This window comes from Vibrio ouci (genome assembly GCF_004551525.1).
Taxonomy (GTDB): domain Bacteria; phylum Pseudomonadota; class Gammaproteobacteria; order Enterobacterales; family Vibrionaceae; genus Vibrio; species Vibrio ouci.
Map to the genome: position 1 here is coordinate 1 of NZ_SATR01000063.1, position 14,171 is coordinate 14,171.

A 14,171-nucleotide genomic window follows, 5' to 3' on the forward strand; every position below is an offset into this window, starting at 1 on the left:
GATTCGATTAGGAATTGTACTATCTAAATTATGGTGGGCTGGGCGGGGGCGCTTCGGCGCGCCGTGTCCTTGAGAGCGGTAGTACCAACCCTGTTCAGTTCACCACCCATAGATTGGTACCTTTGAGTGGTGATTTAGCAACACTAGATCTCAAGGAGGCCATCATGCCTTATCTAACGATCCTTTCCAAAAACATCCGTTTACTTGATAACTTGTACTCGTTAAATGACCTGCATAAAGCGAGTGGTGGACTACAAAACCATAAACCAATTCATTTTCTTAAGAACAAGCAAACTCAAGAATTGATTAATGAAATCGAGCAAAGTAAGAATTCTTACTTTGCTGTAAACACCAAACGTGGTGGTCGCAATGCCGGTACTTGGGTCTGCAAAGAACTGGTTTACTCATACGCAATGTGGATTAGCCCTAAATTCCACCTTAACGTCATCCGCGCTTTTGATAGCATGGCCATTGACCAAGTATCACAGCTACCAAGTGCAACACTTTCACGCGACCTATCCCTCAATGACTTAATCTACGAACTCGCCAAAGCGAAGAACGTCACCACACAAAACATCCACATCCATTACAACTCGGTATTCAACACTAATGCCTGGTCACAAGAACAAGGATTCGAGCATGCACTGGCCAAACGGATCCTTAAACAAGATCTTGTCAACGAACTGCGAACCCAGTCGCCAGAGTTACAGTCGCTTAAGCAACAAGCCAAACAACATGGCTTATCATTGGTAGACGAACAAGAGTACCAAGCGTTTCAAGGCCGAATGCTGATACAGTATCAGCAGATTGAAAAGTTAGTCGAAGATGTTATGGCACTATGCCGCAATCATAACTCTTTGATGAATTGGGTGATGTGATTGGGTAGCTACGTAGATGAATAACGCCGAGTTGTGGCTCGGCGTTTACGTTAATGGCTGCTCGCATAAGCTAAGGCTCGTTTGGTTAGTTTGTTCACGACGGACTTTTCGTTGAGGATGTGCATTCTCTAGTGACAATTAGGGCACAATCCAAGTTTGTTGCATCGTGGCTGCATTTACTTCGAATTCGCCACTTCCTATAAGAACTAATAAAAATGGGAAGCGTTTAGATAATGTTGGTTCTAGAGTATTGCGGATAAATGCTAACCCTTTAAAGCATTTCGCCAGAATTGAACTGTTTTATCGGATATAGAGTCAAACTCATTTGATACTTCAATTAAAAAGGCGCATAAATTGCGAGCGATACTTTCGTTACCCAATAAATGTAAACTACGAATAACGCGTGTCAATCTTAGTTGATTATGATCATGATTTTTCAGCCAAACATGATTGACTGGGTTTAGAGGTAGATCAGAATATATTTCTGATCCGTTTCGCTGAAGTCCCCAAAACTCAAGCAGCAGATCAAGTGCTTTTAAGTGAACATTACGAAGTTCCAGAGAGCCAGCAAAATATTCTCGGTCTGATTGAGTAACTATAGGAGCATGTCGGTTGAATTTAGTACCTTCGTCTATCGGGAAAAGCACTTGAATGTAACGATGATCGTGCTCCAAGGCTAATAAAAGGGCGGTTTGATGCGCGATAAGTCGGAAAATTAACTGTTTTTACATACAGTTTTATTTGTTTAAGATTTTGTTTTTATTGGCTTTTGCGTGTTTGTGTCAAATTTTACGGCATGTCATCTCAGTCTGCTATGGACAAGCACTCTGGTGGTGTTGCTCAATACCGCGCAGCTGAAGGTAAAACTGTTCTTCTACCATTCCGTGGCTCTGTTCACGGCACTATATCTGACATCCTTGGTGGTGTTCGCTCAACGTGTACATACGTAGGCGCAGCAAAGCTTAAAGAGCTAACTAAGCGTACGACTTTCATCCGCGTACAAGAGCAAGAGAACAACGTGTTTGGTAAAGAGTAATCTGACGATTATTCGGAAAATACGAATTATTGAGAGCCGCATTTTGCGGCTCTTTTTTTGTCTGAAAATCTCCAAGTGGCGACAAACTACAGATTAGTGATTGGATTATGAGTGATTGCTTCTGAAAGGTGATCGGGTGCAAAGTGTGCGTAACGCATCGTCATGCTGATATCGGCATGGCATAGAATATCTCTCAGCAAAAGAATGTTGCCACCGTTCATCATAAAGTGGCTAGCGAACGTGTGGCGTAAAACATGCGAAGCTTGACCAGAAGGCAGTTCAACACCGAGCTTGTTCTTCAGAATGTAGCAGAAGGGCGTGTAGTACTCTTCAAACAGCTTTCCTGATGTTGGTTTATAGATTTCGTTGTAAAGCGATTCAGAGATAGGCACAGAGCGATTTTTTTTCGTCTTGGTGTTCGTGAAAGTAACCTTGAACTTACTTAGCTGTGAGCCTTTAAGTTGGGCGGCTTCATTCCAGCGAGCGCCAGTAGACAGACAAAGCTTAACTATTTTGAGCATATCCGTACGTTGATGACCTTCGACTTGCTCAAGCAAAAGGGATATTTGCTCTTTCTGCAGGAATGCCATTGTACGCTCATGATCTTCAAAAGGTTTAACTTCCTCTAATGGTTTTTGACCTTTCCATTCCCCAAGTTCTTTCAACTTGCTAAACATCGCTTTAAACCTTGCAAGTTCAGAGTTTAAGGTTGCGATACTCGGTGCACCTTTCTGCCAACGTGCATCAACGAAGATAAATTCACCAGACATACGACGGCTACGAAACTCTGAATACACCTGTAGAAGCGATAGGGTTACCCATAGCTTCAGCCATCTTTAGAAATTTGCTTTTAATGACTGGCCCGTTGGCGAGGGTTGCCCCTTAGTGATCGAACCATAATTCGATAAGCTGCGAGAGCCTTCGTTGATCAGGCTTATCTCGAGTCCAGGGTTTATCTTCTATCTCTTTCATCGTGAAGCGTTCAAAAGCAACAGCTTCTCCTTTAGTCGCAAATTTCTTGCGAACACGTTTACCAGTGCGACCGTTTGGGTAGCACTCACATAACCAAGGCTTTTTGGAACCATCTTTTAAGTTACGGATAGACATAGCAAAATAAATTAAACTGTATGTACATACAGTTTAATTTGAGCGATGACGTAGCACAATGTTTTTAAATGTTGGCAAAAAATCCTCCGAGTAACCCCCGGAGGACTGGGTTTTAGAAGTGTTTAATTTCGTACAATAAACTCACTTTCTCCACTTTGTGCTAGGTTGCCAAGCTCAAGTTCGTGCGACAGCAGAAATAGTACAATTTCCTTAGCCCAGACATTGGCCATCAGCTGATAGATCGCTTCGCTCGGGTGAGCCTTATCACTAGTGGTCGAATAGTGTTTGTTTGCCTGTTCTCCGTCGTAGCGGACTTTCTCACCTTTGGGTTGGGCACCTTTGACCAAGCCATACTTTTCAATGTTCTCATCAATGTCATCAGTTGGCGTACGTATATCAACCAAATGTGCATGTGGTCGCTGATTGATACGTTCAGCCAGTGCTACAGAAAATTGCAGCGCACCGTCATTGAAAGCTATTACTTCTTTTTCCTCAGTTTTTCCAACATATCGAACCGCGGTCTGCGGATTGGGAATGTTGGCGATAAGAAAGTAAGAGTTCGGGTATTCCTTCAACAATTGGTCGCATAAATCACAGATTTCATCTGCAACTGGGACCATTTTGTTCTCGTTACGGCCATTAGTCACCAAATCGTTTAAACCAAACCAAATAAGGAACACATTCGTTTGATCTTTAATGTTCTGTTTTTTGGCGTCCTTCAAAAAGCGCTCTTTCTGTTCTTTGAAAGTACCGAGGCCTATTTTAGAACGGTCTGATGCGCCCATTGCACCGCCTTCCGCGTAATTCGCATACGAAAAAGTCTCCTTGTCTCTATTTTTGTCATTTAATGAAAGGTGAAGTTTCGTGATATCTCGCGTTGTCGAGGCGTCTTTCTGAAACATCGATGTGCCTCCTGACCACTCCCAAATAAAATCTGTCCAGTTTTTACTGTCACTAAAACGTCCTACCTCATTGGTCCTCATCATCCCAAATATTCGGGCAAAAACACCTTCGGCAGTACTGCGTTTATTGCCGATGTCGGAAAGACTGTCGCCGAAAATAATTAAATTGTCTACTTTTTTCATTTTATATACCTTGTTTGTGTTGAGTACGTTTTATTTTGTTATGAAACGTTACAGTGATTGATATTTTAGTTTTTAAACAAACTTACTAAAGAACAATTATATTTGCTAAACAAAATTATCATGTTTTCATCTCTATGAAGTGAGGTTGTTATTTGTTTAGCTCGGTTGTTCGTTGTTATAATATCTATTATTCTGGCTGTATTAATTAGGAAGTTATTCCCAGTGTGTTTTCATGGTGCTCTTTTTTTATATTCACGACTTGCCTATAGCTGAGCTCAAATGCATGCGAAATTTCCCCATTGGTTCGACCTTGTTCAATCCAGTCAAAAATAATCAGGTTGCGTATAAGTCGATGAAAATTCTCAACCTTAGGTACTTCAATGATTTCTCCTGAAAAATGTTGACTAATAATATTTAGTGCGTGTTGACTGACGATTTTTCTCAATTTGCTTCGTTCCGGGTTTTTAGGAATATAGAGTTTTTTTCCGCTGCAGGCTGAAACAAAAAGATAGGTGTCATTGAGACCGACAAGGTCAATGAGGAATTGAATTCTCTCTGGAAGTTTTTTTGTGTTAATGGAACTTAATTTTTTATTTACTTCGTTAATTGTAACTTGATTATGCATAGTAATATTTCACCAACGTTGTTAATGTGCATTAAGATATAACTCATATTATTAACGAAATTCTATTGGGAAATGTTACCCCTATAAGTTTTATGGAATGATATTTGAATTGAATAAGGGCTATTAACCAAACATTGTAAAGTCTTATACCCAAGTGACTTCAAGATGCAGGATTCAGAGCGTTGTCACTGACTCAAGTTCAAGGAAAACAACGCCGTGTAATAGCTGGCTCTTTCCAAGTGGTTTGACGATGAAATGGCTTCAGTGACACGCTCCCAAAGGGCGAGTTGTCTTGGTTCGCATGCTTTGTTAACCATTTTTGATTTAGACCCACTCGATCTTCAAATTGTTGCCTCGCCTTCAAACCAAGCCATTCTTGCTGAACCTGGCATCTCGAGGTTACTTGGGTATAGCTTAAAGTCGGAAAAAGTCAGACTGCTGACAAAGGTCTAGCTTTCAAGCTGGACCCTTGATCGAATAGGAATATCGAAATATGGCTACTCCGATATGTTTCAAGAACCTAGTCCGCAACAATACGAACCGGAAATAGTTACGCTGGAACAGTGAGTTCCTAAAGACCATTTAGTGCGTAAATTCGATAATGCTATCGATTTCGAGTTCATTCGAGGTGAGGTCGCTCTCCTCTACGGTAAGACAACGGCCGACCGCCGGTTGACTGGACGCGGGATACTTTACAGCACCATGGCCATCGTTATGGCCGCTTCCCAAAAAGAACCCCGCTTGAAAAAGCGGGGTTCGTCATCAATATAAGGGCCCAATTAATTGGGCCCTTATGCGTCGTGAACGGTAAGTTCGTCACAGCTATATGTGAGTTGGCTTACGCTTAAAACCGATATGGTAGGCGATCTGCTGAGACACAACGGTATTCTCACCAAATTTGATTACGGTGAACCCGGTGTCTTTCCCTATCAGGACTCCTTTCGGGCTGGCAGAAAGGCATTGATTGAGCTTTTCGATTTGTCGCTGCATGTGCCCTTCATCATCAGGGTTATTAGGGTTATAACGCCCGATAACGATGCGCTCAATATGGCGAACATCGGACAGATCTAAAGTGTCACTGGTACCGCTGTGTTTCATCGTCTACCCCCTAAGACGTTTCTTTTTCTTCAGCTTTGACTTCTATGCCGTTAACTGCTTGTTCAAGTATATTCAGCGATTTTTGTAGTGTGATTTCTTTCTCAACTACCACTTTTTTCGCTTTATTTACGTTGTCTTCCTCAAGTTTCATATCGACAGTCTGTGACTTGTCATCTTGATCGGATGCCACTTTGTCGTCTGATTGGTTATCATTGGAAAGCTGTAGCTTCTTCGCTTCAAGCTCCATATTCGCTAGAGTCAACTGAGACTTCGCACACTCAAGCGCTTTGCGGTCAGCCACGACATCATCGGCCAATTTAGTGATATTTGAATCTAGCGCCAGTTTCTGGCTAGGCCCATCAACGGATTTAGGAGCGACAGAATCCTGGATAATGTCCAAAACTCGCGATAGGCCTTCTGGTGTGCCCGCTTGAGAGGCGTGAACGTTAACGTGATATTTCGCGGAGTTATCGCTTGAACGGGTGTTTTCTTTGTGCGCAGAAACACTACCCGAAACATTGGCAGTGACACTCAACGGGCCCCAGCCCACTTTGGTTTTTGCTGAGAATGAGCCCTTGCTATCGCTCTTCTCGATTGAGGCTTCTGAAGATTTGACTTCCATGTCAAAGGTAATATCCACTTCATCGACCATCAAATTGGGAATATTGACAATAGCGAGAACCGGAACTTCCAGGCCAACATCTTCTTGCTCAATGATGTCGTTACCCAAGCCATCCTTGCCCGTTACGACATGACGTGTGTAAGAGAAATCAGCAGTACGGGTTTTTTCACCGTCAAAACCTACGTCCTTGATAAAGTCGACGGTCGAACGCGCCAACATGACCTGTGCATCACACGCCGCTTTAAGCGGGCTGCCAATCAAGCTTTCCATTGGAAGGCCGCTAAAGTGATTATTAATGTTTTCTAAAGCCATAAGTATTTCCTTTTGAGTTGAATGAGGCATTAGGCCTCGGGAGTTGCCATCTCTGATGGCGAAATGGATGAGTCTTTTCCATCATTCAGGGTAATTTCTTGGGGGGTTATTTGCGTGTTGTATTTGTCGATGACTTTCATCACACATTCTGGCGCCTCGCTCGATTTGAACTTCACCTTGAAGTCGATGACATCTTTGTCTCGACCGGAAGTTTCTCGCTGTCTTGGTGCAATATCCACGACTAGCTTTGGGCAATCTTGTTGCAAACTATCTTGCAGGGAGTGCGGCTCGATGCCGGTTACACGAACCGAAAAATCCACCTCTAATTCATCCAGATAGAGACCTTTGGCGTCAGTCACCGCGATAAGCGGCATCGTAATCTCATGCTCCGGATCGAGTTGAAGTCGTACCACTTTGGGGGTGAAAATCGACTCGGTTTCGTCGTAATCAAAATACTGAGAGATCAGATTCTGATAATGTGACAGGCTCATGTCGCTGGCGCAGTTGGCGACGTAGTTGAGTCCACGGACAATCCCATCCAAATGTTGTGGTGAGACTGGTTTGCTTTTGCTAAAAATCCCCATTGTGTTCAGCCCTTATGTGTTGAAAGTGGTCTCACAATACAGAGCCTGAAAAAGCCATTGCAGCAGGAAACGTTTCCCAATCCCGCCATTTTTTTTGTCGGTTACAGTAGCGGACAATTCGCTATATGAGGACATCAATGATGAGGAAAAAAAGATGGCTTACCGTATTGGTAGCCTTAGTGGGGGTTGGACTGTGGGAGGTTTACCCGATCGTGTTTGAACCGGATGTAATTTATTATACCAGTTCACAAAGTTACAGTGTAACAAGTTATGAGCGTGTGAAGCAGCGCGGAGTGCTGCGCGTCGTGACCCGGCTCAACGGAGTCGGCTGTTATTATAAACGTGGTGAACTCAGAGGACATGAGTGTGAAGTGCTAAAAGCGTTTGCCGGCCATCTTGGTGTCAATATCCAGGTCCTTTATCGTTCTGATTTGGATAGCATGATGGCGGCATTAACTGCGGGCCAAGTTGATATCGTAGCGGCCGATCTGACACCGACCTCAACACGAGAACGAAACGTTCGCTTCAGTGAACCCATTTTACAGACTCGCGAAGTACTCATTCAACGCAAGGACAACCAAATCCACGATTGGGCGCAACTGGCGGGGAAAACCATTTCAATTCGTAGGGGATCGACTTACGAAGCAGAGGTCGAAAAACTTGCTGCTGGTGTCAATGTTTATTCTCAGTTACTGCCATCACGTGACTCGACCCTTGAAATCATACAAGGGGTCGCTGACGGTGAGTGGTCGTATACCGTGGTGGATGAACATATCGCTCGCAGTGCCAACGCCCAATTTGCAACACTTGCTCCGCCTCTAGTGTTTGGTGAGCCAAGAAGCATTGCCTTTGCATTGGCGCCAACGTCTGACACGTTATTGATCAGACTCAACCAGTGGCTAAGTTCTGCGGAGGCAAGGACTATCATTGACGCCTATCATGAGCAGTTTCGCGATCAGGGGAAAAAATCACGCCGTCAACTGAGTGCGTGGGATCACTACTTTCAGAAATACGCGGAGCCACCGTTTACTTGGCTCTGGCTCGCTGCTCAGGCAAACTCTGAATCGGCGTTTGATCCTCAGGCGCTGTCACCCGAAGGGGCTCAAGGTTTGATGCAACTTATGCCGGAGACGGCTGTAGATATGCAGGTACTCAATGTTTTCGACCCTGCGGAGAGCATTCAAGGTGGCTCCAAGTACAATCACTGGCTGTACAAAACTTACTGGCGACATTTGACACCGGAAAATGCACTTGCGTTTACCTTTGCCTCCTACAATTCTGGTGTGGGTCATGTACTGGATGCACAGCGTCTCGCTTTACGCGACAATGCTGATCCCAACGTCTGGTTTGGCAGTGTAGAAAACTATATCGTCAAACTTGAACAGCAAGAGTATTATACTCAATCGTATGTCCGTTATGGATATTGCCGAGGAAGTGAGACAAAACAATATGTCCGTCGGATCTTCGAACGATATAAGCAGTATCGAAAAACCTTTCATGAAAATGCAGGGGCCTAACAAGGCCCCTGAGACTATTATCGGGGTTGGTTCTGTAAATAGAGGGTTTGAGAAGGATAAGCGAACACGATTTGGCGGTGTGCTAAGATCTGCGCCATATCCAGAAGGATTTGTTGCTGAAAGGTTAGAAATTGAGTGCGATCAAGTGCATATACATAGGCATGAATATCGATGTCTAGGGATGAAGGCGCAAAACGTGCAAAATGGACCCGAAGCGGTTGCTTGGCAACTTGAGCGTGTTGCTCTAGGTAGCCGTATAGATCTTCTATGACTAACGACATCGCTTCCGCGGGCGTGTCATAGGTTACAGACAAGGTCGTACAAAGATGGAATTTGTCCCGCCGACTGTAGTTGGTCAGCTTCATACGAACCATGTGTCCGTTAGCAATAGTGATCAAAGTGCGATCTAAGGCTCGGATTTTAGTCGACCTGATCCCGATGGCCTCCACCGTACCTGAAGTCCCTTCAAATTCACAATAATCTCCGACCTGAATGGCTTTATCGAGATAGAGGATGACACCGCCAATCAAGTTTTCCAGAGTGGGTCTTATCGCCAATGCAATGGCCATTCCCCCTAGGCTGAGACTGGTCACGATACCGTAAACCGGAATTCCAATTCTCGTCGCACCATAGCTGAGTACAATGATGGCGGTCAATGAGCTTACCATAGTGCTGACGACTTTTGCCATGCTCTGTTTTAACGAATCACTGACACTTTTGACGACCAAGTAACTGATGATGCTCGAGATAGCCTGATAACTGGCGAGCGCCAGTAACGGCCATATGATTAACTCTGAGATCACCATCAAACTGTGCATCAGGCGACCACCAAGATTGATTTGTTGCTCGAGAAGCCATAACACACCTTGTAGACTCAATGCCAAGACACATGGTCCTGATACTCGGGTACGCAAAAGCTTTGTGTAGTATCCTAGCGCGAGTAAAATTACAATATAAATATGGGCTAGACACGCCATCGCTAGCCATTGCCACAGGGCCTGATCCGCATAGAGGCTAAAAAAGGCTGGGGGCAGGTCAGCCAATAGCCTAAACCAGGCTGGAGGGATTAAAGCACCTGGGCTAGCCTCAAAATATTGGTAAAGATCGCGTGCCTCGGGATCATGTGCCTGCAGAGGTTCAATTTGTCGATAGTAATTTCTCAGCTGCTCAACGGTCTGCGTTGAAAAGAGATAGCGACCATCTGCCATTTTCTCAAGGGTCAATTGCGTGTTAGGAATGGTCCATCTCTCTGGCAGTGGCACAGATGAGCGTGGGTCATACCCAGGGATATGACGCAGATCAGTTGGCGGTGTTCGCCTAAGAATTTCGCCCATGAGTAACACAGATTCCAGTCCGACGCGCTCTCGGGTGGTGTGCGCATAGCCAGATATATCAAAGCACGCTTTAGCACGTTCAATAAGTGTCTCTATATACTGCGCTTCGGCGACCAGCTCTGCGTCAGAGCGAGCTCCGTGATCGTAGAGTCTATTGAGCTTCTCACTCGCCTCTTTGATCAGCAGTAAAAAGCTGGTGTAGGTCGAATAGGGTGATCGCGTATCGGCGGGTACTAGCGGGAAAGTAGAAAGAACATCGTTGGAAGGGGCGAAAGTGTCCCCCTTTACCCATGGAGGTAGAGTGAGGAATAAACACAATAATAAGCCGCAACGGAAGAGGGTAAGATGCATGGTTAATCTCCAGAGTTTCAAAAGCCTTTTAGGTTAGGGGAAACCCGAGGTGAAGTTCATTGGCAGACTTTTCAGGGGGAAACATTTCCTTAAAGCGCGAACCCGGATTGAGTGGTTACTATGGCCCGTCATAGAGCAATAAGGAGAACACTATGAAAGTATGGCAAGTAGGAGGCAGCCTCATTTTATTGATGCTTTCCGGCTGCCTGGACCAAAAAACCTATCATTCGGTAGATCTGAACGCGTCACTTGAGTGCCCTTCGGGGCCAGAGTGTACAACAGGCTCGATAGAGCCACCTGCGCAAGGCAACCCTTATGCGCTCGCGTACATTGAGGTCGATGATCAAGGCGTTTTTTGGGACCGCGAGCAGTTAGAGCGAGTCAAAACCTATACCCAGTCGTTAACACGAAAGCAAAACACGTTGATTTATGTCTATGTGCATGGTTGGCAGCATAATGCCAACCCAAAGGACAGTAATGTGGAACAATTTCGTCAACACCTAGCCAGTCTTTCCACTCAGTTGCCAGAAAAAGACTGGTCTGTGCTGGGCATTTATGTCGGCTGGCGTGGGCGTTCAGTCACCTTACCGCTATTGGAATACTCGACCTTCTGGGATCGGCAGAGTGCAGCCAAACGTGTCGCTGATGGGAGTCTTGTCGAGTTGTTTAGTTATCTGAACGTCCTTAAGCAACAGAGTATCACCGATACAAGGGTCATCACATTAGGGCATAGCTTTGGGGGGGCAATAGTGTTTTCAGCCATCAATAAAATTCTGGCTCAAGAACTGGTCGATTCGTCTAACAATTCATCATTTGATGCTTCGGCGAAAGGACTGGGCGACCTGACCGTTCTTATCAATCCCGCGTTCGATGCGCTCAAGTATGCCCATTTCCATGATATGCAAGATCGCTATAATCACTTTTTTGGTGGGCAGAAACCCATTTTAGCTATTTTCACCTCTGAAAGTGATTGGGCGACGCGTTATGCCTTCCCTATAGGTAATGCCTTGACTCGAAGTTTTGAAGCTAAACGATATATGAAAACCCGAGTCGGACACGAATCAGTCCTAGTTAATCAAAGCAGCGCAGGGCGAATTGCGATTGGCCACTTTGAACCCTATCGGACTCACAGCCTGACCCCCGCGTTTGCTGATCGACAGGAACATCTAACCCGTCTCCAGTCAGCCCGATATTCGATGAAACAATGGGAACAGGGTCTGTCTGTGATTCAGTTTTCTAGTGCCGACCTGAAAAGACGGCCGGGATTAAAGGCAAGAGTGCCCTATCTGGTAGTAAAAGTGGATCAGCGCTTGATACCCGACCACAATGACTTTTCAGGCCAGGCTTTTCAAAGCTTCCTGCAAGATTTTGTGACCATGTCTCTGATCAACTAACACATAGCAAACTGAACAAGCCCAAGCCCCGGGGCTTGTTTGTTTGCGGGCTTTTCGTCTCAGGATAAACACAATGCAGTGAGCTATGTGTCTTTGATCTTAAGGCAGGTACAGTTGAGCAAAGAGGTGGAAAGCAAAAATGGAAGCCAGTCATTAGCTGCCCCGGCAATCGTAAACAGAGGGCCTTGACCAATAGAACGCACAGCGCCATCGTAAAACTCCTCAGCCATACCGTTATGGTTGTTGTAGAGGCGATAATCGTCGAACTCTCTGACCAGACTGCGGCCAACATGTGTGGGATTGTCGTGTGCCTGAGTAATGTGGCCAAATCGGTTCCCCTGCCGAAAATACACCGTCGGTAGGATGTTGGGGTTACCAGAGTAAGCGATAATATTGTCCATCGTATAAAACGTGTCTTCATATACCATTGTGTGCTCCTTGTCACTTACAATGTAAAATGTGTGTTAAGGCTCGCCTATGCTGAAAACAATGACGGTATGACTACTTTTCGGTAGGAGAGCGTTAGAGAGCAGCCATACCCCCGCTCGGGAAAGGGTATGGAGAGAAACAAGATTCAAGTCCCTAAGGGAGGGCAGGCACCTTTTAGGCTGAGTTCAGGCACTCAACGCTTAGGTTGAGTGCCCATGGGCTATCATCATACCTGATGATTAGAAACGGTAGTTGAGTGAGGTGAATACCGCTGCGCCGTGGCTCAATCTTAATGACTCATTGCCCAGTTTAATCTGACTGCTCGAAGGATGGTCAAATTTCACCCCCCCTTCGATGGTGAAAGCGTCGGAGAACTGATAGCCCAGACCCGCTTTAGTACCGAAGACCACTGAGGTCTTCTTCGTTTTTCCGGATTCCTCTAGGTTATAGGTGACTCTGTTTTTCATAACACTCAACTCACCACCCACGTACCCATAGAGATTTGGGGAAAAATCGAACAAATAATCCGCGCCACCACCAAATTGGTATCCACCGTATTTGACGTGCTTATCGTCCACTTGTTTTTTTTGCGTCGTGTTGCGCTGCACAAAACCATACGCACGAACATCTTCATAGACATAGTACCCATATTGAAGACGGGCTCCACTCATTCGGTTCAACTTGTCGGTCACCTCCTGGTTGGAGATATTGTTCGTCAGACTGCGTTTGCCGTGGAATACTTCAAGCCCGACCAACATATCGCCGGTGGACGCGGCGTGGACTAAGGGGCTGAGTAGCACACACGCAGATAATACGATCTTCTTCATCTTCTTCTCCTTACTTTGATAGATGAGTGGGTATTATCTTTAGGCCTGTACGCCGATATCATTGGGAAGAGATTCAACAAGCAACACAAAGACGTAGCTCGTAAGTTAAAGAATCTAGAATGTTCTAGTGATTTCATTGAGCGCAATTTTACGCTTAATGAATATAGGGACGGAATCGGGCGAAAACTCCCCATGTTTGAAATGACCAAAGATGGCTGTATCTTCCTATGGGATTCACTGGCAAGAGGGCTGCGCAGATAAAAGAAGCTTATACCAACTCCCCGAAACCTGTTTACCTAACTTCTACGACTCTGGCTGGCTACCGGCACTCTACAAACGCTGCCCAGCAGAAAGCCATTGGACATATCACATTAAGTTTCAGATAAGACCAAAAGGCGGGAAGTTCTGCGTGAAGTTTGAATTAGGAATAGGGGGCAAAGGTGAAGATAAGCCGTGGTTTGAATCCAGCGGCTCCGAGTTCATCGACAGCGGTTTCTACCTAGAGTATCGAGACCTAAATGAACTGTGGGAGAACATCAGGACGGTGCTAGAGAAGTATCAGGCGAGAAGTCCGTACTAACGAAAAACGCCGAGTCTAGGCTCGGCGCCTAAATTTTGAAGATTCTACGATTCAGATAAGCTATTGAAGCTGTCAACTATATCGATGATATCGTTCCTTAATGTTTTTCGAAATCTAAAATGATTTGCTGGCTCGGTTTTCAACAAGTTTATTGCTTCTCTAATATAACGTCCATTTGAGTTTAATATTAAAAGAGAAATTTCTTCAAATTGTCTGTTAATCAGGTTAAATGAAGATTCTAGCCTAAAGTGTATTAGTTCCGACTAGATCTGACACTTCAATTTGAAAAGAAGAGAGTTACCCACTTTGATTAAAGGTGCTGAATCCGTAATCAAAGACAATAAGAGGTAACTCTCATGCTTCATACTAGCAATCCAATCATCAAACACAAA

13 protein-coding genes and 4 pseudogenes are annotated in these 14,171 nt (G+C 44.9%); 7 read left to right on the forward strand and 10 right to left on the reverse strand.

The window, feature by feature from the left end:
* The first annotated feature begins 164 nt into the window (after window positions 1-164).
* On the forward strand, window positions 165-878 hold the full coding sequence (locus ELS82_RS21900) for a KilA-N domain-containing protein (protein WP_134837346.1): 714 nt from the start codon (window positions 165-167) through the stop codon (window positions 876-878).
* 263 nt (window positions 879-1,141) lie between these two features.
* Here the strand turns inward: ELS82_RS21900 and ELS82_RS21905 are convergent.
* Window positions 1,142-1,552, reverse strand: a pseudogene (locus ELS82_RS21905) (opioid growth factor receptor-related protein); the annotation flags it as partial.
* Window positions 1,553-1,659: 107 nt separating this feature from the next.
* On the opposite strand from ELS82_RS21905, the pseudogene ELS82_RS21910 reads away from it, so the two are divergent.
* Window positions 1,660-1,914, forward strand: a pseudogene (locus tag ELS82_RS21910) (IMP dehydrogenase); the annotation flags it as partial.
* A gap of 86 nt (window positions 1,915-2,000) precedes the next feature.
* Here ELS82_RS21910 and ELS82_RS21915 read toward each other — a convergent pair.
* From ELS82_RS21915 to ELS82_RS21925, 3 genes and pseudogenes are all read right to left on the reverse strand, one after another.
* Window positions 2,001-3,021 (reverse strand): annotated as a pseudogene (locus tag ELS82_RS21915) (phage integrase).
* Window positions 3,022-3,143: 122 nt separating this feature from the next.
* Window positions 3,144-4,106: an SGNH/GDSL hydrolase family protein gene (locus ELS82_RS21920; protein ID WP_134837347.1), complete on the reverse strand. Its 963-nt coding sequence runs from the start codon at window positions 4,104-4,106 to the stop codon at window positions 3,144-3,146.
* Window positions 4,107-4,311: 205 nt separating this feature from the next.
* On the reverse strand, window positions 4,312-4,731 hold the full coding sequence (locus ELS82_RS21925; protein WP_134837348.1) for a hypothetical protein: 420 nt from the start codon (window positions 4,729-4,731) through the stop codon (window positions 4,312-4,314).
* A 507-nt stretch (window positions 4,732-5,238) separates the two neighbouring features.
* Between ELS82_RS21925 and ELS82_RS21930 the strand changes: the two are divergent.
* Window positions 5,239-5,417: pseudogene (locus ELS82_RS21930) on the forward strand (transposase); the annotation flags it as partial.
* A gap of 136 nt (window positions 5,418-5,553) precedes the next feature.
* Here the strand turns inward: ELS82_RS21930 and ELS82_RS21935 are convergent.
* The 3 genes from ELS82_RS21935 to ELS82_RS21945 are packed head-to-tail and all read right to left on the reverse strand — an operon-like array spanning window position 5,554 to window position 7,347.
* On the reverse strand, window positions 5,554-5,829 hold the full coding sequence (locus ELS82_RS21935; protein WP_134837349.1) for a hypothetical protein: 276 nt from the start codon (window positions 5,827-5,829) through the stop codon (window positions 5,554-5,556).
* A 10-nt stretch (window positions 5,830-5,839) separates the two neighbouring features.
* Entirely contained in the window at window positions 5,840-6,763 is a 924-nt protein-coding gene (locus ELS82_RS21940) for a DUF2589 domain-containing protein (RefSeq protein ID WP_134837350.1), read from the reverse strand.
* Between the two features lie 29 nt (window positions 6,764-6,792).
* Window positions 6,793-7,347 (reverse strand): DUF2589 domain-containing protein, encoded by a 555-nt coding sequence (locus ELS82_RS21945; RefSeq protein WP_134837351.1) that lies wholly within the window; start codon window positions 7,345-7,347, stop codon window positions 6,793-6,795.
* 140 nt (window positions 7,348-7,487) lie between these two features.
* On the opposite strand from ELS82_RS21945, the gene ELS82_RS21950 reads away from it, so the two are divergent.
* Window positions 7,488-8,864 (forward strand): MltF family protein, encoded by a 1,377-nt coding sequence (locus ELS82_RS21950; protein ID WP_279630712.1) that lies wholly within the window; start codon window positions 7,488-7,490, stop codon window positions 8,862-8,864.
* Window positions 8,865-8,881: 17 nt separating this feature from the next.
* On the opposite strand, the gene ELS82_RS21955 is transcribed toward ELS82_RS21950, so the two are convergent.
* Window positions 8,882-10,549, reverse strand: coding sequence for a mechanosensitive ion channel family protein (locus ELS82_RS21955; protein WP_134837353.1), 1,668 nt, complete (start codon window positions 10,547-10,549; stop codon window positions 8,882-8,884).
* A gap of 152 nt (window positions 10,550-10,701) precedes the next feature.
* Here ELS82_RS21955 and ELS82_RS21960 point away from each other — a divergent pair, with 152 nt between their 5' ends.
* The gene (locus ELS82_RS21960; RefSeq protein WP_134837354.1) at window positions 10,702-11,943 is read left to right on the forward strand and encodes a hypothetical protein; all 1,242 of its coding nucleotides are present in this window, start codon (window positions 10,702-10,704) and stop codon (window positions 11,941-11,943) included.
* Window positions 11,944-12,026: 83 nt separating this feature from the next.
* Here ELS82_RS21960 and ELS82_RS21965 read toward each other — a convergent pair whose 3' ends face one another.
* Window positions 12,027-12,371 carry a hypothetical protein gene (locus ELS82_RS21965; RefSeq protein WP_134837355.1) on the reverse strand — a complete coding sequence of 115 codons (345 nt, stop codon included), beginning with the start codon at window positions 12,369-12,371 and terminating at the stop codon, window positions 12,027-12,029.
* A 240-nt stretch (window positions 12,372-12,611) separates the two neighbouring features.
* Window positions 12,612-13,199, reverse strand: coding sequence for an outer membrane beta-barrel protein (locus tag ELS82_RS21970; protein ID WP_134837356.1), 588 nt, complete (start codon window positions 13,197-13,199; stop codon window positions 12,612-12,614).
* Between the two features lie 15 nt (window positions 13,200-13,214).
* Here ELS82_RS21970 and ELS82_RS27040 point away from each other — a divergent pair, with 15 nt between their 5' ends.
* Together ELS82_RS27040 and ELS82_RS21975 are read left to right on the forward strand one after the other, a co-directional pair.
* Window positions 13,215-13,460, forward strand: a complete 246-nt coding sequence (locus ELS82_RS27040) for a Rha family transcriptional regulator (protein ID WP_244230851.1) — start codon at window positions 13,215-13,217, stop codon at window positions 13,458-13,460.
* The gene (locus ELS82_RS21975; RefSeq protein WP_244230852.1) at window positions 13,411-13,779 is read left to right on the forward strand and encodes a hypothetical protein; all 369 of its coding nucleotides are present in this window, start codon (window positions 13,411-13,413) and stop codon (window positions 13,777-13,779) included. The genes ELS82_RS27040 and ELS82_RS21975 overlap by 50 nt, the downstream gene beginning before the upstream one ends.
* Window positions 13,780-14,171 lie beyond the last annotated feature (392 nt).